We start from the raw sequence: 20,060 nt of genomic DNA, 5'->3' as shown, positions 1-20,060 counted from the left end.
CGACCCCGGGTTCGTACTCGGGGAGGAGGTCAGCGCTCCTCAGCCCGCTTGACGGCCGGTGCGCCCGCGGGGGCGGTGGCGAGGAAGGACTGCCAGCCGCCCTGCGGGGCCTGACCGACCTTCAGGGTGCGGAGCTTGGCCAGGACCTCGGGGTCCTGGGCGTCCAGCCAGTCGGCGAGCTGGCGGAACGACACGCAGTGGACCTCCCGCTTCACGCAGACGGTGGCGATCGTCTCCTCGATGGCGCGCATGTACGTGCCGCCGTTCCAGGACTCGAAGTGGTTGCCGATGATCAGCGGGGCACGGTTGCCGTCATAGGCGCGGTCGAAGGCCTTGACCAGGCCGTCGCGCATCTGATTGCCCCAGTAGTCGTGCATCGAGCGGGCGCCCTGCGTGGTCGTGCCGGACTGGTTGACCATGAAGTTGTAGTCCATGGACAGCGTCTCGAAGGCCCGGCCGGGCATGGGGACGAGCTGCATCGACAGGTCCCACAGACCCTGGTCCTTCTTGGGCCAGACCTGGTTGTTGACGCCGCTGGTGTCGTAGCGGAAGCCGAGCTGGCTCGCCGCCTGGACGAAGTTCTTCCGCCCCTCCAGACAGGGGGTGCGCGCGCCGACCAGTTCCTTGTCGTAGTCGAACGGCAGCGGCTGCTCGGCGCTGAGGCCGGCATTGGTCCGCCAGTTCTTCACGAAGGACTTGGCCTGGGCGATCTCGCTCTTCCAGTCCTCCACCGACCAGTTGCCGACACCGCTCTCCGGGCCGCAGAAGTGGCCGTTGAAGTGCGTGCCGACCTCGTTGCCCTCCTGCCAGGCCCCGCGCAGCTCGCGCACGGTGGCGCGGATGCCCTCGGTGTCGTTGAAGCCGATGTCGGAGCGGCCGGGGGCGTGCTGCGGCGGCTTGTAGAGGTCCGACTTCCCCTCCGGCAGCAGATAGACCCCGCTGAGGAAGTACGTCATCGTCGCGTTGTACTTCTTGCCCACGGTCCGGAAGTGGGAGAACAGCTTCTGGCTGTCCTCGCCCGCGCCGTCCCAGGAGAAGACCACGAACTGGGGGGGCTTCTCACCGGGCTTGAGGCGCTTCCAGGTCGGCTGGTTCGGCTGGACGCCGGTGTACGCGGTGGAGCCGTCGCCGATGAGGCGCACCGGGCTCTTCTTGGGCGCCGCGCCCTGGGCGCCCTTCTCGACGGCCGGTCCGCCCGGTCCGGCCTTCACCGGCGGGGCGCCGCCGGAGCCGGAGCAGCCGGCGAGTGCGGCGACGAGCGCCACGGCGACCGCGCCGACGGCGAGCGTTCTCGTGCGGAGCGTGTTCCTTGTCCCGGCGACTGTCATCGCCCACCTCTCCTCGGTTCCGTGGTAGCGGCGTCAACGTCGCACCACGGCCGTCGGAACGATGAAACGACAAGCGGCAGAAAGCCCGGCAATCACCGGAACCGGTGAATTATTGCCCTATTTGCCTCGAAAATAATGCCGGAGTCTTTACTCTGCATTACGATCCGTTTACTGAGCGTTGATACTCGCTCGACGTGTTGATCGAAGTGCTGATCGAACAGCCCCGCCGCCCGGAACGAGGAAGACGGGACTCCATGACCCTCTGCTCACCGAACCGCACGACCACCCGACCCCGCTCCCAGCGCCCGCACAGCCCACCGGACGGCGGGCGCCGGTTCCGCATCGCCGGCGCGGACCTCTCCGCGTCCGTCACCGTCTTCCTGATCGCGCTGCCGCTCTCGCTCGGCATCGCCCTCGCCACCGGCGCGCCGCTCCAGGCCGGCCTGGTGGCCGCCGCCGTCGGCGGCATCGTCGCCGGACGCCTCGGCGGCTCCCCCCTCCAGGTCAGCGGCCCCGCCGCCGGACTGACCGTCGTCACCGCCGAGCTGATCCAGCGGTACGGCTGGCGCACCACCTGCGCGATCACCGTGCTCGCCGGACTCGCCCAACTCGCCCTGGCCGCCGTCCGCGTCGCCCGCTCGGCGCTCGCCGTCTCCCCGGCGATCGTGCACGGCATGCTGGCCGGCATCGGCGTGACCATCGCCGTGGCCCAGCTCCACATCGTCCTCGGCGGGACCCCGCAGAGCTCCGCGGTCGACAATGCCCTCGGGTTGCCCGCCCAGCTGGCCGGCGTGCACCCGGCGGCACTCTCGGTCAGCGTTCTCACGATCGCCGTCCTGCTGCTGTGGCCCAGACTCCCCGGTCGGGCCGGGAAGTGGGCGAGAAGGGTCCCCGCGGCACTGGCGGCCGTGGGTGCCGCCACGGCCCTCGCCGCGCTCGCCGGCCTTCGCGTCCCCCGGGTCGACCTGACGTCCTGGAGCAGCCACGCCCTGCCGAGCCTGCCCGAGGGGCCGGTGCTCGGACTGCTCGCCGCGGTCCTCACGATCACGCTGGTCACCAGCGTCCAGTCGCTGCTCTCGGCGGTCGCTGTCGACAAGCTGGTGACGGCCCGCCCCGACCACGGCCACGGCGTGCCCCGTTCCGATCTCGACCGCGAACTCGCGGGCCAGGGCGCGGCCAACATCGTCTCCGGGGCCCTCGGCGGGCTACCTGTCGCAGGCGTCGCCGTCCGCAGCGTCGCCAATGTCACGGCCGGCGCCGTCAGCCGCAGCTCCACGATGCTGCACGGCCTGTGGGTCGTCCTGGCGACGCTCCTCCTGGTCCCCGTGATCGACCTGATCCCGCTGCCCGCCCTCGCCGCCCTGGTGATGGTGGTCGGCATCCAGATGGTCAGCATCACCCACATCCGCACGGTCACCCGACATCGCGAAATCCTCGTCTATGCGGTGACGTTGAGCGGCACGGTCGTGGTCGGGGTCCTGGAGGGTGTGGCTCTCGGCGTCGCCGTCGCCGTCGCCGTCGCACTGCACCGCCTCACCCGCACCCGGATCACCCACGAGGAGCACGGCGACAGCCACCTGATCCGCGTCAGAGGCCAGTTGACCTTCCTCGCCGTACCGCGACTCAGTCGGACGCTGCACCAACTGCCGCCCGGGAGACGCGTGGTGGTGGAGCTGGACGGCTCGTTCATGGACCACGCGGCGTACGAGTCACTGACCGAGTGGCAGGCCACGTACATCCGGCGCGGCGGCACGGTCGAGACGACCGGCCCGGCCGGCGGACGGATCAGCCAGCCGGACGCCCAGTCGCACACCTGCTGCCGCCCCTGGACGCCCTGGCGGAACCACCGCTGCGGCGAGCAGCCGCCGACAGCCGGCAGACCGCCCACCACGGGGAACCAACTCGCCAGCGGGATCGGCAAGTTCCAGCGCAACACGGCCCCGCTCGTACGGAACGAGCTGGCCCGGCTCGCCCGCGAGGGCCAGAGCCCCTCCCAGCTCTTCCTCACCTGCGCCGACTCCCGCCTGGTCACGAGCATGATCACGTCCAGCGGCCCGGGCGACCTGTTCACCGTGCGCAACATCGGCAATCTGGTGCCGCTTCCCGGCGCGGAGAGCGGGGACGACTCGGTCGCGGCGGCCATCGAGTACGCCGTGGACGTGCTCCGCGTCGAATCGATCACGGTGTGCGGGCACTCCGGCTGCGGGGGCATGCAGGCCCTGCTCGCGGCCGGTCCGGACGACCCGCAGACCCCGCTGCGCCGCTGGCTGCGGCACGGACTGCCCAGCCTGGAGCGGATGGCGAGCCGGCAACACACCCAGGCGCGGATCTCCGGCAGACACGCCGCCGACTCGGTGGAGCAGCTGTGCCTGACCAATGTGGTCCAGCAGCTGGAGCACCTGCGGGCGTACGAGCCGGTGGCGCGGCGCATCGCCGAGGGCGCGCTGCAGCTGCACGGCATGTACTTCCACGTCGGCGAGGCCCAGGCGTACCTGCTGACCGAGACGACCGACGTGACCGAGACGAGCGAGACCACCGAACCGGTCCGGGTGGCAGAAGCACCCCGCGAGGGCGACGTCTTCGCCCTCGTCCCGCCGTCCACTCTGGAGAGAGCGGGAGCCTGAGGCTCTGACCTGCGCCTTTCCGCGCGTCCTGAACCTTTCCGGGTCACCGTCCGTGAGACGGTGTGGCCCCCTCCCCCCACCGCCCGGGGGAGTCGGGGCCACCCGTACCACGCCCGGTCCACTCACAGGTCTAAACCAATTCCCGGGAGGCTCTTGTCACCCGGGCATCTGGCTGATGAGCTATGACCCGGGACACAGAGGCACCTAGGACGCCCTGGGAAAGGGAGATGTCGTGAGCAACGAGAGCCTGGCCAACCTGCTCAAGGAAGAGCGGCGGTTCACGCCGCCGGCCGAGCTGGCCGCGCACGCCAACGTGACGGCGGCGGCCTACGAGCAGGCCGCTGCGGACAGGCTTGGCTTCTGGGCCGAGCAGGCGAGGCGGCTCACCTGGGCCACCGAACCGACCGAGACCCTCGACTGGACGAACCCCCCGTTCGCGAAGTGGTTCGCCGACGGGAAGCTCAACGTCGCGTACAACTGCGTCGACCGGCACGTCGAGGCCGGGAACGGCGAGCGGGTCGCCCTCCACTTCGAGGGCGAGCCGGGCGACAGCCGCGCCATCACCTACGCCGAGCTGAAGGACGAGGTCTCCAAGGCGGCCAACGCCCTGACCGAACTCGGCGTCACCAAGGGCGACCGCGTCGCCGTCTACCTGCCGATGATCCCCGAGGCCGTGGTCGCGATGCTGGCCTGCGCCCGCATCGGCGCCACGCACTCCGTGGTCTTCGGCGGCTTCTCCGCCGACGCCATCGCGACCCGCATCGAGGACGCCGACGCCAAGCTGGTCATCACCGCCGACGGCGGCTACCGCCGCGGCAAGCCCTCCGCGCTCAAGCCCGCCGTCGACGAGGCGCTCGCCCGCGTCGACCGCGTGTCCCACGTCCTCGTCGTCCGCCGCACCGGCCAGGACGTCGCATGGACCGAAGGCCGCGACGTGTGGTGGGACGACGTCGTCGGCCGCCAGTCCACCGAGCACACCCCCGAGGCCTTCGAGGCAGAGCACCCGCTGTTCATCCTCTACACCTCCGGCACCACCGGGAAGCCGAAGGGCATCCTGCACACCTCCGGCGGCTACCTGACCCAGGCGGCCTACACCCACCACGCGGTCTTCGACCTCAAGCCGGAGTCCGACGTCTACTGGTGCACCGCCGACATCGGCTGGGTGACCGGCCACTCGTACATCACGTACGGACCGCTGGCCAACGGCGCGACCCAGGTCATGTACGAGGGCACCCCGGACACCCCGCACCAAGGCCGGTTCTGGGAGATCGTGCAGAAGTACGGCGTCACGATCCTCTACACCGCGCCGACCGCGATCCGCACGTTCATGAAGTGGGGCGACGACATCCCCGCGAAGTTCGACCTGTCCAGCCTGCGGGTGCTGGGCTCGGTCGGCGAGCCCATCAACCCCGAGGCCTGGGTCTGGTACCGCGAGCACATCGGCGGCAACCGGACGCCGATCGTCGACACCTGGTGGCAGACCGAGACCGGCGCGATGATGATCTCGCCGCTGCCGGGCGTCACCGAGACCAAGCCGGGCTCGGCCCAGCGCCCCCTGCCGGGCATCTCCGCCACCGTCGTCGACGACGAGGCGAACGAAGTACCGAACGGCGGCGGCGGTTACCTGGTGCTGACCGAGCCGTGGCCGTCGATGCTCCGCACCATCTGGGGCGACGACCAGCGCTTCCTCGACACGTACTGGTCGCGCTTCGAGGGCAGGTACTTCGCCGGCGACGGCGCGAAGAAGGACGAGGACGGCGACATCTGGCTGCTCGGCCGGGTGGACGACGTCATGCTCGTCTCCGGGCACAACATCTCGACCACCGAGGTCGAGTCGGCCCTCGTCTCCCACCCGGCGGTAGCCGAGGCGGCCGTCGTCGGCGCGGCCGACGAGACGACCGGTCAGGCCATCGTCGCCTTCGTGATCCTGCGCGGCTCCGCCAACGAGGACGAGAACCTCGTCGCCGAACTGCGCAACCACGTCGGCACGACGCTCGGCCCGATCGCCAAGCCCAAGCGCGTCCTTCCGGTCGCGGAGCTGCCGAAGACCCGCTCCGGCAAGATCATGCGCCGACTGCTCCGGGACGTCGCGGAGAACCGCGAGCTCGGCGACGTCACGACGCTGACGGACTCCTCGGTCATGGACCTCATCCAGACCAAGCTCCCGGCCGCACCGAGCGAGGACTGACCGCAGACCCCGCAGCAGCGGCGCCCGTCCCGGACCTCCGGGGCGGGCGCCGCTGCCGTTATGTACTTAAAGTGAAAATTCACCGGACCCCGCCGGACGCACCCGCACCCGCGCCCCCGTCATGGGTAAAGTAAGGATCGCGTCAGGAACGCGACAAGAACAACCAAGGTGCGCCGGGAAGTCTGGTCGGCATGTGCTCTGTGCTGCCCACCCGACCGGAGGTTCCCCATCGTGGCCGCGCCCACCCCCACCCGCCGCAGGATTCTCGGCCGGCTCCCGCTGCCCGAGCGACGGTACGTGGCGGACGCCCTGCGCACCGAGACCGTCGGCGGCGTACTCCTGCTGCTCGCCGCCGTCGCCGCGCTCGTCTGGGCCAACACGGCGCAGGACAGCTACGAGACGGCCCAGAACGTCCACATCGGCCCGGCGGCCCTCGGCCTCGACCTCTCCATCCAGCACTGGGCCGCGGACGGCCTGCTCGCGATCTTCTTCTTCGTCGCCGGCATCGAGCTCAAACGCGAACTCGTCGCGGGCGAACTGCGCGACCCGAAGGCCGCCGCCCTGCCCGTCGTCGCCGCCCTGTGCGGCATGGCCGTGCCCGCGGGCGTCTACGCGCTCGTCAACATCCTCGGCGACGGCTCACTCGACGGCTGGGCCGTGCCCACCGCCACCGACATCGCCTTCGCGCTCGCCGTGCTCGCCGTGCTCGGCACGTCCCTGCCGTCCGCGCTGCGCGCCTTCCTGCTGACCCTTGCCGTCGTCGACGACCTCTTCGCCATCCTGATCATCGCGATCTTCTTCACCCACGACCTGAACTTCCTCGCCCTCGGCGGCGCCTTCGCCGGCCTCGTCCTCTTCTGGCTGCTGCTCCGCCTGAACGTCACGGGCTGGTACGTGTACGTGCCGCTCGCCCTGGCGATCTGGGGCCTGATGTACAACAGCGGCGTCCACGCCACCATCGCCGGGGTCGCCATGGGCCTGATGCTCCGCTGCACCCGCCGCGACGGCGAGGAGCGCTCCCCCGGCGAGCACATCGAGCACTTGGTCCGGCCGCTGTCCGCCGGGCTGGCGGTGCCGCTGTTCGCGCTGTTCTCGGCCGGGGTCTCGTTCGGCGGGAAGTCGCTCGCCGACGTGTTCACCGAGCCGGTCACGCTCGGCGTCGTCCTCGGCCTGGTCGTCGGCAAGACAGTCGGCGTCTTCGGCGGCACCTGGCTGACCGCCCGCTTCACCCGTGCGGAGCTGAACGAGGACCTCGCCTGGCCGGACGTGCTCGCCGTCGCCTCCCTCGCCGGCATCGGTTTCACGGTCTCGCTGCTCATCGGCGAGCTGGCGTTCGAGGGCGACGCCGAGACGACCCGGCAGGTCAAGGCCGCGGTCCTGGCCGGCTCCCTGGTCGCCGCCCTGCTGGCCTCCGTCCTGCTCAGGCTGCGGGTCCGCACGTACCAGGCGCTGCTCGCCGAGGAGGAGCGCGACGAGGACGAGGACGGCATCCCGGACATCTACGAGCAGGACGACCCGGACCACCACCTCCGGATGGCGGCGATGTACGAGCGCAAGGCCGCCGAGCACCGCGCCCTGGCCGAGGCCGCCCGCCGACGTTCCGCGACCGAACTGGCGGGGGCATCGCGCGACGACGGCGACAGTCCGGCATGATCTGTGTTCGGACCGTAGAAGACAAGAGGGAGCAGCGATGAGCGAGCCGTTCGACGGAACCGAGCGCAGCCTCGGTCAGCTGGTCGCCTCGGCGACCGCCGAGATGTCCGCTTTGGTGCACGACGAGATCGCGCTGGCGAAGGCGGAGATCCGCCAGGACGTCAAGCGGGGGCTGACGGGCAGCGCCCTGGGGATCCTCGCGATCACGGCGATCCTCTTCTCGCTGCCGATGCTGAGCTTCGCGCTCGCGTACGGCATCAACGCCTGGACCGGCGGCCACAACGGCGAGGGCGGCTGGAACCTCGCCTGGTGCTTCCTGCTGTCGTTCGCCGCGAACGTGCTGATCGCGGGGCTGCTGGGGTTCGTGGCAGTGATCAAGTTCCGCAAGATCAAGCCGCCGGAGAAGTCCATCAACTCGGCCAAGCAGACGGCCGCCGTCCTGCAGGGCGTCAAGCCGCGCCCCCGTCCGGAGCTGGTCAAGGCCAAGGACGACGCCGCGGCTGTGGCACGCTCGTCGGCATGACCGTCCCAGAGAGCAGCAACGGCAACGGCGGAGGTCCCGTACGGATCGACGGGCCGTGGACCCACCGCGACGTGGCCGCCAACGGCGCCCGCTTCCACATCGCCGAGATGGGCGACGGGCCGCTGGTCCTGCTGCTGCACGGCTTCCCGCAGTTCTGGTGGACGTGGCGGCACCAGCTGCCGGCACTCGCCGACGCCGGGTTCCGCGCGGTGGCGATGGACCTGCGCGGGGTCGGCGGCAGCGACCGCACCCCGCGCGGTTACGACCCCGCCAACCTGGCGCTCGACATCACCGGCGTGATCCGCTCGCTCGGCGAGCCGGACGCGGCGCTCGTCGGACACGACCTCGGCGGCTATCTGGCGTGGACGGCGGCCGTGATGCGGCCCAAGCTGGTGCGCCGGCTCGCGGTCTCCTCGATGCCGCATCCGCGCCGCTGGCGCTCGGCGATGCTCTCCGACTTCGCGCAGTCGCGGGCGGGTTCACACGTATGGGGCTTCCAGCGGCCGTGGCTGCCGGAGCGTCAGCTCGTCGCGGACGAGGGCGCGCTGGTGGGACGGCTGATCCACGAGTGGTCCGGGCCGCGAATCCCCGACGAGGACGCGATCGAGGTGTACCGGCGGGCCATGCGCATCCCGTCGACGGCGCACTGCTCGATCGAGCCGTACCGCTGGATGGTGCGGTCGCTGGCCCGCCCGGACGGCATCCAGTTCAACCGGCGCATGAAGCGCCCGGTGCGGGTGCCGACCCTGCATCTGCACGGCTCGCTGGACCCGGTGATGCGCACGCGCAGTGCGGCCGGTTCGGGGCAGTACGTGGAAGCCCCGTACCGCTGGCGCCTGTTCGACGGCCTCGGACACTTCCCCCACGAGGAGGATCCGGTGGCGTTCACGACGGAGCTCGTCAACTGGCTGCAGGACCCGGAGCCGGACCGGTAGGACGCCGTCCGCCCGGCGTGGCGAACTTCCGTTCCAGGAACGGCCATGTGCCCGGCGCATACTCCAATTGGCGGGCCTCGGGGCGGTTACCGACCTTGGGCCCCGGGCAGACGTCGGGGTATGGGCTGGACGCACGACTACGGTGACACAGCACGCAACCGCCGCTCGGCCAGTGGGTCGATCACGCACGAAAGAGGCGGTGCGCAGGACGAGGGGCAGGCACATCCCGGTCAGGGCATCGGGATCCCGCGCATCCTCCGCCGCAGGGCCCGCTGGGTCTCGGCACGACTGAGGCATACCCGCGGCTGACACGTACCCCGGCCGAGGCATACCCCCGGCTGAGGCATACCCCCGGCTGAGACGTACGGACTGAGGAGGCGGGCGCGCGGCCCGGCCGCGCGCCCCGCTCATTCCGGCTCTACAGGGCGCAGCCCTGGCTGTCGACCTGCTGGGTGGCCGTCGCGCCGCGCAGGATGTCGTCGCGGATCTCGTCCGCGGTCAGGGCGTAGCCGGTGTTCGCGTCGTCGAGGGACCGCGCGAAGATCACGCCGTACACCTGGCCGTCCGGGGTCAGCAGCGGTCCGCCGGAATTGCCCTGACGGACCGTCGCGTACAGCGAGTACACGTCGCGGCGCACCTCGCCCCGGTGGTAGATGTCCGGGCCGTTGGCGTTGATCCGGCCGCGGACACGCGCCGAGCGGACGTCGTACGCGCCGTTCTCGGGGAAGCCCGCGACGATCGCGCTGTCGCCGCTGCGGGCGTCCGAGCCGGTGAACCTGAGCGGCTCGGCGTCGAGGTCCGGCACGTCCAGGACGGCGATGTCGCGCTGCCAGTCGTAGAGCACGACCTTCGCGTCGTAGAGGCGGCCCTCGCCGCCGATCTGGACGGTCGGCTCGTCGACCCCGCCGACGACGTGCGCGTTGGTCATGACGCGGCGGTCGGCGAAGACGAAGCCGGTGCCTTCGAGGACCTTGCCGCAGCTCGGCGCGGTGCCGACGACCTTCACGATGGACCGCTGGGCGCGCGCCGCGACCGGGCTGTTCACCAGGGCCGGGTCGGGTGCCCGGACCTCCTTGATGGGCTCGTTGGCGAACGGGCTGAAGACCTGCGGGAAGCCGCTCTGCGCGAGCACGGAGGAGAAGTCGGTGAACCAGGTGGACGCCTGAGCGGGCATCACCCGCGAGACCCCGAGCAGCACCTTCGAGCCGCGGACCTCCTTGCCGAGCGTCGGCAGGGACGTTCCGGCGAGGGCGGAGCCGATCAGCCAGGCCACCAGCAGCATCGCGACGACGTTCACCAGCGCGCCGCCGGTGGCGTCCAGGACGCGGGCCGGCGACCAGACGATGTGCCGGCGCAGCTTGTTCCCGAGGTGGGTGGTGAACGCCTGGCCGACCGAGGCGCAGACGATCACGACCACCACAAAGACGATCACCGCGGTCATCGACGCCTGCGAGCCGTCGGTGAGCAGGTCCCAGAGCAGCGGCAACAGGTAGACGGCCACGAGACCGCCGCCGAGGAAACCGATCACCGACAGGATGCCGACGACGAATCCCTGGCGGTAGCCGACGATCGCGAACCACACGGCGGCGAGCAGCAGCAGGATGTCCAGCACATTCACCGTCAATAGCCTCGCAGATTCGTCTTCGGTCGACCCCGGTCAGGGTGTCATGAGCGCCAGTCGAGCGGGACCTGCTTCGTGCGGTCCCACGGACGCTCCCAGCCCGCGTAGTGGAGGATCCGGTCGATCACTCCCGCGGTGAAACCCCAGACCAGAGCGGACGCGACCAGGAAGGCGGGGCCCTGGTGACCGCTCGGGTGGACGGACATGGCTCGGTTGGCCGGGTCCGTGAGATCCGCCACGGGGACGGTGAAGACCCGGGCGGTCTCCGCCGGGTCGACGACGCCGACCGGTGACGGGGTCCGCCACCAGCCGAGTACGGGCGTGACGACGAAATGACTCACCGGGATGTAGAGCCGGGGAAGGACACCGAAGACCTGGACGCCGGAGGGGTCGAGGCCGGTCTCCTCCTGCGCCTCGCGCAGCGCCGCCCGCAGCGGGCCGCCGCGCTCCGGGTCGCCGTCCTCGGGGTCGAGGGCGCCGCCCGGGAACGACGGCTGGCCGGCGTGCGAGCGCAGGCTGCCGGAGCGCTCCATGAGCAGCAGCTCCGGGCCGCGCTCGCCCTCGCCGAAGAGCACCAGCACGGCGGACTGGCGGCCCGAGCCGCCGGCCGGCGGCAGGAAGCGGCTCAGCTGCTCGGGCGCGACGGTGCGCGCCGTCCTGTCGACCGGCGCGAGCCAGTCGGGCAGGCCCTCGCTGGTCACGGCGACCCCGCCGTCGTACGTCTCGGTCTCTCCTGCGCGTGTCATAGGCACCCCCGTCCGTCCTGTGCAACGCCCGCGACGCCCGGGATCGTTCCGCCCCGCCGCGTGTGGCGTGCATCCGCCATCCGGTCGCCGTCGGTCATCCGGCCGCCGTACGTCATCCGGCCACCATCCGTCACGCGGCCGCCGTCCGTCATCCGGCCGCCATCCGTCACGCGGCCGCCGTCCGTCATGCGGCGCCCAGCGGCGGCGCGGGCAGGCCCGGGTAGTCCGGCGGCGGGTTCAGCCGCTGGCCGGGGTAGCCGCCCTTCTCGTACTTCAGGAGCTTCTTCGCCTTCTCCGGGTCCGTCTCGCCCTCGCCGTAGGACGGGCAGAGGTGCGTGATCGGGCAGGCGCCGCAGGCGGGCTTGCGGGCGTGGCAGATGCGGCGGCCGTGGAAGATCACCCGGTGCGAGAGCATCGTCCAGTCGCTCTTGGGGAAGATCGTCGCGACCTCGGCCTCGATCTTCACCGGGTCGTCGGACTCGGTCCACTTCCAGCGCCGCGCGAGCCGCATGAAATGGGTGTCGACGGTGATGCCGGGGACGCCGAAGGCGTTGCCGAGGACCACGAAGGCGGTCTTGCGGCCCACCCCCGGCAGCTTCACGAGGTCCTCCAGACGGCCGGGTACCTCGCCGCCGAAATCATCCCGCAGGGCCGTCGCGAGCCCCATGATCGACTTGGTCTTGGCCCGGAAGAAGCCGGTCGGCCGGATCAGCTCCTCGACCTCCTCCGGATTCGCCCCGGCCAGGTCCTCGGGCGTCGGGTACTTCGCGAACAGCGCGGGGGTGGTCTGGTTGACCCTCAGGTCGGTGGTCTGGGCGGAGAGGACCGTGGCGACGAGCAGCTCGAAGGGATTACGGAAGTCCAGCTCGGGATGCGCGTACGGGTAGACGTCGGCGAGCTCCCGGTTGATCCGGCGGGCGCGGCGCACCATCGCGAGCCTCGACTCGGGCTTGGCCGGCTTCGCCGTCCTGGCGGGCTTCACGGCTGTCTTCTTCGGCTTCGCCGACGTGACCTTGCTCTCTGCCATGCCAGAAGGCTACGCCGGGACACGCACGGCGATCACGAGTCGGCCGATTCACCCGTTCCGCCCCTCTTTCGACTACCCTGAAGGCCGACGTTCGCCCACGGCTGAATTCCGTCCTCCGGAACGGCCCCAACCAGCGTGCCGCCCCCTCAACCCGCCCCTGGCAGAGCCGATCAGCACACGAATCCGACCCTCGGGCACTGTCCGGCTCGCCGGTACGTCAGACTTGTGGTGGATCCTTGTGATCGATCGCACTGTTTTGCGGTGCGGCATCATGGGGACCACGGTCCCCTGAGCAGGTCGACAAGGAGAGAACTCGTGGACGACGTTCTGCGGCGCGCCCCGCTCTTCGCGGCGCTCGACGACGAGCAGGCAGCGGAGCTGCGCGCCTCGATGAGTGAGGCGACGCTCGCCCGTGGCGACGCGCTCTTCCACGAGGGCGACCCCGGCGACCGCCTCTACGTGGTGACCGAGGGCAAGGTGAAGCTCCACCGCACCTCCCCCGACGGCCGCGAGAACATGCTGGCCGTGCTCGGCCCCGGCGAGCTCATCGGCGAGCTGTCCCTCTTCGACCCGGGCCCGCGCACCGCGACCGCGACCGCGCTGACCGAGGTCAAGCTGCTCGGCCTCGGCCACGGCGACCTCCAGCCCTGGCTGAACGCGCGCCCCGAGGTGGCCTCCGCGCTGCTGCGGGCCGTCGCCCGCCGGCTGCGCAAGACCAACGACCAGATGTCCGACCTGGTCTTCTCCGACGTGCCGGGCCGTGTCGCCCGTGCGCTCCTCGACCTGTCGCGCCGCTTCGGCGTGCAGTCGGAGGAGGGCATCCACGTGGTGCACGACCTCACCCAGGAGGAGCTGGCCCAACTGGTCGGCGCCTCCCGCGAGACGGTCAACAAGGCCCTGGCGGACTTCGCCCAGCGCGGCTGGCTCCGCCTGGAGGCCCGCGCGGTGATCCTGCTGGACGTGGAGCGCCTCGCGAAGCGCTCGCGCTGAGCCCTTTCGTCCGTACGTGAAAGGCCGCCCCGGTCCGACCGGGGCGGCCTTTCACGTACGACGAGCCCGGCGGGCTACTTCTTCGTGTCCACGATCAGCGGGTTGCCGCTGCCGCCACCGCACGGCACCGCGTAGACCGGGTTCTTCGCCGCGGCCTCCTTGTACGCCTCGATGCACTGGTTCAAAAGGACCTTGTCGGTCAGCGAGTCGCTGAGGATCTTGTTGGCGCGGGCGATGCCCTCGGCCTCGATCCGGCGGCGGTCGGCCTCGGCCTTGGCCGTACGGGCGGCCTCGGTGGCCCGCTCGGTGGCCTGCTGCTGCTGGATCTTGCTGTCGATCTGGTCCTGCAGCCTCTCCGACGGCTTCACGTTGCGCAGGTTGACCGCGGTGACGTCGATGCCGCGGGGCGCCAGGCGCTCCTTGATCAGGGTCGCGAGCTCGGCGTTGATCTTCTCGCGGTCGCTCGCGTAGCCCTGCTCGCTGGTGTAGCGGGCGAAGACGTTGCGGACGATCTCACGGCTGTCCGGGTAGACCAGGCGCTGCTGGATGGCGTCCTCGTTGCCGGCGAGCTTGTACAGCTCCACCGCCTTCGACGGGGTCACCGCCCACTTCACCGTCACCTCGGCGTACATCACGCCGCCCTGCGAGGAACGGACCTCGATGACGTCCTTGTCGGAGAGGTTGAGGTCGACGGGGCGCGTCGAGAAGGTCGTGACGTCCGTGAACGGCGACTTGAAGTGCATGCCCGAGGTCATCGGCGAACCGACCTTGCCGAAGGCGACCGGGACGCCCACCTCGTAGGCGCTGACGACGTACAGCGTGCTGCCGATCAGCGAGAACACACCGGCCAGCAGGGCGCCGACGGAGCCGAGCTTCAGACCGCGGCTGTCGTTGCCGCGGCCGACGAAGTACAGCACCACTGCCGCGATCAGCAGCAGGATGGATATGACGAACATTGAGCTTCCCCCGAGAAGTGAGGCCAGAAGTAAGCGGAGCGTAAAGCACGCTCGGAAAGATCCACTTCTCGGGGGCTTGGTCTCAGATGAGGCCGTGCTCCCTCAGGTACTCCAGCTGCGCCCGCACCGAGAGCTCCGCGGCCGGCCACAGGGACCGGTCCACGTCCGCGTACACGTGCGCGACGACCTCCGCGGCCGTGGTGTGGCCGTTCTCGACCGCCGTCTCCACCTGGGCCAGCCGGCCCGCCCGGTGCGCCAGATAGAACTCCACGGCCCCTTGCGCGTCCTCCAGGACCGGCCCGTGGCCCGGCAGGACCGTGTGGACCCCGTCGTCGACCGCGAGCGAGCGCAGCCGCCGCAGCGAGTCGAGATAGTCCCCGAGCCGCCCGTCGGGGTGCGCCACCATGGTCGTGCCGCGCCCGAGGATCGTGTCCCCCGTCAGGACCGCACGGTCGGCGGGCAGATGGAAGCTGAGCGAGTCCGAGGTGTGCCCCGGCGTCGGTACGACACGCAGTTCCAAACCTCCGGGCGCGATCACGTCACCCGCGGCCAGGCCCTCGTCGCCCAGGCGCAGCGCCGGGTCCAGGGCCCGAACCTGAGTCTTCGTCAGCTCGGCGAACCGGCCGGCGCCCTCCGCGTGGTCCGGGTGGCCGTGGGTGAGCAGGGTGAGCGCGACCCGCTTGCCGAGCTCCTCCGCCGTGCGGATCACGTTCCGCAGATGGGCCTCGTCCAGCGGCCCCGGGTCGACGACCACCGCGAGGTCGGAGTCCGGCTCGGAGAGGATCCAGGTGTTCGTCCCGTCCAGGGTCATCGCGGACGGGTTCGGGGCCAGGACGTTCACCGCGCGGGCCGTCGCGGGCCCGGAGACCACGGCGCCGCGGGGTCGGCCTGGCAGGGAGGCCGCGTCGGTCATGCCGCGCCTCCCGTCCCCGCACCCGTCCCGTCGCCCTCACCGGAGGCGGGGATGTGCTTGGTGAACTCCTCGTGCCCCGGCCAGCTCAGGACCAGTTCGTCGCCGTCCATCCGCGCCTCGGCGATCACCGGGGTCAGGTCCTGCTCTCCCGTCGCACCCAGTGCCTCCGCCGCGCTCCCGAAGCGCTCCAGGCCGCGCAGGGTCGCGATGGTCGGCGGCATCATCGTCAGCTCGCCGCGGTCGTAGCCGGCCGCCGCGTCCGCCGGGCGGATCCAGACGGTCCGGTCCGCCTCCGAGGAGGTGTCGCGGGTCCGCTGGCCGGCCGGCAGCGCGGCCACGAAGAACCAGGTGTCGTACCGCCGCGGCTCGAACTCCGGCGTGATCCAGCGCGCCCACGCGCCCAGCAGGTCCGAACGGAGCACCAGACCTCGCCGGTCCAGGAACTCGGCGAAGGACAACTCCCGGGCGATCAGCGCCTCCCGGTCCCGCTCCCAGTCCTCGCCCGTGGTGTCGCCGACGACCGCCTCCGCGGTCTCGCCGGCGAGCAGCACGCCCGCCTCCTCGAACGTCTCGCGCACCGCGGCGCAGACGACGGCCTGTGCCTCCGCCTCGTCCGGCACGCCGAGCCGCTCGGCCCACTCCTTCAGGGAGGGCCCGGCCCAGTGGACGGGATGCTCGTCACGCGGGTCGACGCCGCCGCCGGGGTAGGCGTACGCACCGCCCGCGAAAGCCATGGAGGCGCGGCGGCGCAGCATGTGGACGCTGGGCCCGCCGTCGCCGTCCCGCAGCAGCAGGACGGTCGCCGCCCGCTTGGGAGCCGCGGCCGTCAGCTCGCCGGCGGCGAGGGCGCGGATGCGGTCGGGCCATTCCGGTGGGTACCACTGACCATTCGCCATGGGCGGATCGTAAGCGCTGGCGGACCCGATGTTCGAGAGCCGATCTTCGGTACGTGGCGGCCGCCACAACCAGCCGCCCGTCTCGCGCGTACGGCCCCGGGCGCGAGGTTCGCGCACGGGGCCGCAGCGGAAGGAGCGGGTGTCAGGCCTGCTCGAGCTCCACCTGGATCTCGACCTCGACCGGCGCGTCCAGCGGCAGCACCGCGACGCCGACCGCACTGCGGGCGTGCACGCCCTTGTCGCCGAGCACCGCGCCGAGCAGCTCGCTCGCGCCGTTGAGGACGGCGGGCTGACCGGTGAAGTCGGAGGCGGAGGCGACGAAGCCGACGACCTTCACGACACGCTTGATCCGGTCCAGATCACCGGCGACCGACTTCACCGCGGCCAGCGCGTTCAGCGCGCAGATCCTGGCGAGGTCCTTGGCCTCCTCGGACGTGACCTCGGCGCCGACCTTGCCGGTCACGGGCAGCTTGCCGGCCACCATCGGGAGCTGGCCCGCGGTGTACACGTACGGACCGGACTGCACGGCCGGCTGGTACGCGGCCAGCGGCGGGACGACCTCCGGAAGGGTCAGCCCCAGCTCCGCGAGCTTCGCCTCGACGGCCCCGCTCACGGCTTCGGCCGCTTCAGGTAGGCCACGAGCTGCTCGGGGTTGGGCCCGGGCACGACCTGGACGAGCTCCCAGCCGTCCTCGCCCCAGGTGTCCAGAATCTGCTTCGTCGCGTGCACGAGAAGGGGCACGGTCGAGTATTCCCACTTGGTCATGGAGCCGACTGTAGCCGCTGCCACAGGCAGCCTCCTGCTTGGACGGCCCCGGCAGTGGTTAGGCTCGATGACGTGAGCAGGCTCCAGGTCGTCAGCGGCAAGGGCGGTACCGGTAAGACGACGGTCGCCGCGGCCCTCGCGCTCGCCCTCGCGACCGAGGGCAGGCGGACACTCCTCGTGGAGGTCGAGGGCAGACAGGGCATCGCGCAGGTCTTCGAGACGGAGGCGCTGCCGTACGAGGAACGCAAGATCGCCGTCGCCCCGGGCGGCGGCGAGGTGTACGCGCTGGCGATCGACGCCGAGCTGGCGCTCCTCGACTACCTCCAGATGTTCTACAAACTGGGCAGCGCGGGGCGGGCGCTGAAGAAGCTGGGCGCGATCGACTTCGCGACGACGATAGCGCCGGGCGTCCGGGACGTGCTGCTGACCGGCAAGGCGTGCGAGGCGGTGCGCCGGCGCGAGAAGCACGGCGGCTTCACCTACGACTACGTCGTCATGGACGCGCCGCCGACCGGCCGCATCACCCGCTTCCTGAACGTCAACGACGAGGTGGCCGGGCTGGCCAGGATCGGCCCGATACACAACCAGGCGCAGGCGGTGATGCGCTTCCTCAAGTCCCCCGACACCGCGGTGCATCTGGTGACGCTGCTCGAGGAGATGCCGGTCCAGGAGACCGCGGACGGCATCGCCGAGCTGCGCGAGGCAGAGCTGCCGGTCGGCAACGTCCTCGTGAACATGGTGCGGCCGCACGTCCTGGACGAGGACGCGGTACGGGCCGCCGCCGACGACCGTCGCGACGAGATCGCGGCGGCGCTGGCGGCCGCGGGCGTCACGGGCGGCGCGACCCTGGTCGAGCCGCTCCTGGAGCAGGCTGCGGAGCACACCCAGCGGGTGGGCCTGGAGCGCGAGCAGCGGGCCGTACTGGCGGGCCTGGACGTGCCGTCGTACGAACTGCCCTTCCTGGGGGAGGGCGCGGACATCGCCGGGCTGTACCGGCTGGCCAAGGAACTGCGGAGACTGGGGGTCGGCGCGTGACGGAGGGGTTTGAGGCGGCAGGGGGCTCAGAAGGACCGGGGGCCGACTCCGCTGTGCCCGGGGCCGACTCCGCGGCGCCGGAGGCCGACTCCGCCGTGTCCGGGACCGGCTCCGCGGCACCGGGGATCGACTCCGTTCCCGTCCTCGCCCTGGACCCGATCATCGACGACCCGGGCACCCGGATCATCGTCTGCTGCGGCGCCGGCGGCGTCGGCAAGACGACCACGGCGGCGGCGCTCGGCGTGCGCGCGGCCGAACGGGGGCGGCGGGTCGTGGTCCTGACGATCGACCCGGCGAGGCGGCTGGCGCAGTCGATGGGCATCGACTCGCTCGACAACGTCCCCCGCAAGGTGGAGGGCATCAAGGGCTCCGACGGCGGCGAACTGCACGCCATGATGCTCGACATGAAGCGGACGTTCGACGAGATCGTCGAGGCGCACGCGGACGCCGAACGGGCGCGGGCGATCCTGGAGAACCCCTTCTACCAGTCCCTGTCGGCCGGTTTCGCCGGTACGCAGGAATACATGGCGATGGAGAAGCTCGGCCAGCTGCGGGCGAAGGACGAGTGGGACCTGATCGTCGTCGACACGCCCCCGTCGCGGTCGGCGCTGGACTTCCTGGACGCGCCGAAGCGGCTCGGGTCGTTCCTGGACGGGAAGTTCATCAAGCTTCTGATGGCGCCGGCGAAGATGGGCGGCCGGGCGGGGATGAAGTTCCTCAACGTCGGCATGTCGATGATGACCGGGACGCTGGGGAAGCTGCTCGGCGGTCAGTTCCTGAAGGACGTCCAGACGTTCGTCGCGGCGATGGACACGATGTTCGGCGGCTTCCGGACGCGCGCCGACGCCACGTACCGGCTGCTACAGGCGCCCGGGACGGCGTTCCTGGTGGTCGCCACGCCGGAGCGGGACGCGCTGCGCGAGGCGGCGTACTTCGTGGAACGGCTGGCGGCGGAGCGTATGCCGCTGGCCGGGCTGATCCTCAACCGGGTGCACGGCAGCGGGGCCGCGCGGCTGTCCGCCGAACGGGCGCGGGCCGCCGCGGAAAATCTTGACGAGGACCGCATTGTGGATCAGGGGGCCGGGAAGACTGGTCTTCGTGGCCCCGGCGCCCTCGGGGCCGCCTCTCCCGAGCTTGGACCCGAGCCGTCGGAATCCCCCGTCGACGGTGACACAGATCCGGAAGTCCGGCCCACGGTCGAGCAGTTGACCGCGGGTCTGCTCCGGCTGCACGCCGAACGGATGCAGGTGATCGCGCGTGAACAGCGCACGCGGGATCGCTTCACCGCGCTGCACCCCGAGGTGGCGGTGGCCGAAGTGGCCGCGCTGCCCGGTGACGTGCACGACCTCGCCGGCCTCCGTGCCATCGGGGACCGTCTCACGACCGGCCGGTCGGCCTAGCCGACCGCGGCGTACGCCTCGTACGTCTCGTCGTCGTTCATCGCGACGGGCAGCAGGCCCGCGCCGCGCTCGTACTCGGTCCGCGCGGTCTCGAGGAGCCGGCGCCACGAGGTGACGGTCGGCCGCCGGCGCAGCAGCGCACGGCGCTCGCGCTCGGTCATTCCGCCCCACACACCGAATTCGACCCGGTTGTCCAGCGCGTCGGCCAGGCATTCCGTCCGCACCGGGCAACCGGTGCACACCGCCTTGGCCCTGTTCTGCGCCGCACCCTGCACGAAAAGTTCATCCGGATCGGTAGTGCGGCAGGCCGCCTGCGCACTCCAGTCAGCTACCCAGCCCATACCGGCGCCGTCCTCTCCCGAATCGAGGCTCCCCCACGGCGGCAGCGGCATATTCACCGCTGCCAGTTGAGGACGTTACGGAAGGTGGGCACAGCGCAACACCCCCTTCGGGCCCAATC

The 20,060-nt window shown here is 71.2% G+C and carries 19 protein-coding genes; 9 read left to right on the top strand and 10 right to left on the bottom strand.

Going from position 1 to position 20,060, the window contains the following annotated elements; genetic code table 11:
- Positions 1 to 29: 29 nt before the first annotated feature.
- On the bottom strand, positions 30 to 1,328 hold the full coding sequence (locus tag ABZO31_RS18155) for a hypothetical protein (RefSeq protein ID WP_406862279.1): 1,299 nt from the start codon (positions 1,326 to 1,328) through the stop codon (positions 30 to 32).
- 254 nt (positions 1,329 to 1,582) lie between these two features.
- Here ABZO31_RS18155 and ABZO31_RS18150 point away from each other — a divergent pair, with 254 nt between their 5' ends.
- The 6 genes from ABZO31_RS18150 (at position 1,583) to ABZO31_RS18125 (ending at position 9,560) form a co-directional block, all read left to right on the top strand.
- Entirely contained in the window at positions 1,583 to 3,952 is a 2,370-nt protein-coding gene (locus tag ABZO31_RS18150; protein ID WP_406862278.1) for a SulP family inorganic anion transporter, read from the top strand.
- A gap of 232 nt (positions 3,953 to 4,184) precedes the next feature.
- Positions 4,185 to 6,140, top strand: coding sequence for an acetate--CoA ligase (gene acs, locus ABZO31_RS18145; RefSeq protein WP_406862277.1), 1,956 nt, complete (start codon positions 4,185 to 4,187; stop codon positions 6,138 to 6,140).
- Between the two features lie 231 nt (positions 6,141 to 6,371).
- Positions 6,372 to 7,793 carry a Na+/H+ antiporter NhaA gene (nhaA, locus tag ABZO31_RS18140; RefSeq protein WP_406862276.1) on the top strand — a complete coding sequence of 474 codons (1,422 nt, stop codon included), beginning with the start codon at positions 6,372 to 6,374 and terminating at the stop codon, positions 7,791 to 7,793.
- 37 nt (positions 7,794 to 7,830) lie between these two features.
- Positions 7,831 to 8,316 (top strand): phage holin family protein, encoded by a 486-nt coding sequence (locus tag ABZO31_RS18135; RefSeq protein WP_406862275.1) that lies wholly within the window; start codon positions 7,831 to 7,833, stop codon positions 8,314 to 8,316.
- On the top strand, positions 8,313 to 9,251 hold the full coding sequence (locus ABZO31_RS18130; RefSeq protein ID WP_406862274.1) for an alpha/beta fold hydrolase: 939 nt from the start codon (positions 8,313 to 8,315) through the stop codon (positions 9,249 to 9,251). Before ABZO31_RS18135 ends, ABZO31_RS18130 begins: the two co-directional genes overlap by 4 nt.
- Positions 9,252 to 9,371: 120 nt before the next feature.
- Entirely contained in the window at positions 9,372 to 9,560 is a 189-nt protein-coding gene (locus tag ABZO31_RS18125; RefSeq protein ID WP_406862273.1) for a hypothetical protein, read from the top strand.
- A gap of 109 nt (positions 9,561 to 9,669) precedes the next feature.
- On the opposite strand, the gene ABZO31_RS18120 is transcribed toward ABZO31_RS18125, so the two are convergent.
- The 3 genes from ABZO31_RS18120 to nth form a co-directional block, all read right to left on the bottom strand.
- Positions 9,670 to 10,869 (bottom strand): MarP family serine protease, encoded by a 1,200-nt coding sequence (locus tag ABZO31_RS18120; RefSeq protein ID WP_406862272.1) that lies wholly within the window; start codon positions 10,867 to 10,869, stop codon positions 9,670 to 9,672.
- A 47-nt stretch (positions 10,870 to 10,916) separates the two neighbouring features.
- Positions 10,917 to 11,618, bottom strand: a complete 702-nt coding sequence (locus ABZO31_RS18115) for an NUDIX hydrolase (protein WP_406862271.1) — start codon at positions 11,616 to 11,618, stop codon at positions 10,917 to 10,919.
- Positions 11,619 to 11,802: 184 nt separating this feature from the next.
- Positions 11,803 to 12,645, bottom strand: a complete 843-nt coding sequence (gene nth, locus ABZO31_RS18110) for an endonuclease III (RefSeq protein ID WP_406862270.1) — start codon at positions 12,643 to 12,645, stop codon at positions 11,803 to 11,805.
- A gap of 315 nt (positions 12,646 to 12,960) precedes the next feature.
- On the opposite strand from nth, the gene ABZO31_RS18105 reads away from it, so the two are divergent.
- Positions 12,961 to 13,635, top strand: a complete 675-nt coding sequence (locus tag ABZO31_RS18105) for a Crp/Fnr family transcriptional regulator (protein WP_046910193.1) — start codon at positions 12,961 to 12,963, stop codon at positions 13,633 to 13,635.
- Between the two features lie 74 nt (positions 13,636 to 13,709).
- On the opposite strand, the gene ABZO31_RS18100 is transcribed toward ABZO31_RS18105, so the two are convergent.
- From ABZO31_RS18100 to ABZO31_RS18080, 5 genes are all read right to left on the bottom strand, one after another.
- Entirely contained in the window at positions 13,710 to 14,591 is an 882-nt protein-coding gene (locus ABZO31_RS18100; protein ID WP_406862269.1) for a prohibitin family protein, read from the bottom strand.
- Positions 14,592 to 14,673: 82 nt separating this feature from the next.
- On the bottom strand, positions 14,674 to 15,504 hold the full coding sequence (locus ABZO31_RS18095; protein WP_406862268.1) for an MBL fold metallo-hydrolase: 831 nt from the start codon (positions 15,502 to 15,504) through the stop codon (positions 14,674 to 14,676).
- The gene (locus ABZO31_RS18090) at positions 15,501 to 16,400 is read right to left on the bottom strand and encodes an NUDIX hydrolase (protein WP_406862267.1); all 900 of its coding nucleotides are present in this window, start codon (positions 16,398 to 16,400) and stop codon (positions 15,501 to 15,503) included. The genes ABZO31_RS18095 and ABZO31_RS18090 overlap by 4 nt, the downstream gene beginning before the upstream one ends.
- Positions 16,401 to 16,542: 142 nt before the next feature.
- On the bottom strand, positions 16,543 to 17,013 hold the full coding sequence (locus tag ABZO31_RS18085) for a RidA family protein (RefSeq protein WP_406862266.1): 471 nt from the start codon (positions 17,011 to 17,013) through the stop codon (positions 16,543 to 16,545).
- Positions 17,010 to 17,165, bottom strand: coding sequence for a DUF4177 domain-containing protein (locus tag ABZO31_RS18080; RefSeq protein ID WP_406862265.1), 156 nt, complete (start codon positions 17,163 to 17,165; stop codon positions 17,010 to 17,012). The genes ABZO31_RS18085 and ABZO31_RS18080 overlap by 4 nt, the downstream gene beginning before the upstream one ends.
- Before the next feature lie 72 nt (positions 17,166 to 17,237).
- On the opposite strand from ABZO31_RS18080, the gene ABZO31_RS18075 reads away from it, so the two are divergent.
- Together ABZO31_RS18075 and ABZO31_RS18070 are read left to right on the top strand one after the other, a co-directional pair.
- Positions 17,238 to 18,200: an ArsA family ATPase gene (locus tag ABZO31_RS18075; protein WP_406862264.1), complete on the top strand. Its 963-nt coding sequence runs from the start codon at positions 17,238 to 17,240 to the stop codon at positions 18,198 to 18,200.
- 125 nt (positions 18,201 to 18,325) lie between these two features.
- Entirely contained in the window at positions 18,326 to 19,600 is a 1,275-nt protein-coding gene (locus tag ABZO31_RS18070; protein ID WP_406865391.1) for an ArsA family ATPase, read from the top strand.
- Here ABZO31_RS18070 and ABZO31_RS18065 read toward each other — a convergent pair.
- Positions 19,597 to 19,941 carry a WhiB family transcriptional regulator gene (locus ABZO31_RS18065; protein ID WP_331910866.1) on the bottom strand — a complete coding sequence of 115 codons (345 nt, stop codon included), beginning with the start codon at positions 19,939 to 19,941 and terminating at the stop codon, positions 19,597 to 19,599. The two genes, ABZO31_RS18070 and ABZO31_RS18065, sit on opposite strands and share 4 nt — an antisense overlap.
- Between the last annotated feature and the right edge of the window lie 119 nt (positions 19,942 to 20,060).

This window comes from Streptomyces solicamelliae, from assembly GCF_045348655.1.
GTDB lineage: Bacteria > Actinomycetota > Actinomycetes > Streptomycetales > Streptomycetaceae > Streptomyces > Streptomyces solicamelliae.
The sequence above is the reverse complement of the archived record's forward strand: the minus strand, read 5'-3'. Positions and strand labels throughout refer to the sequence as shown.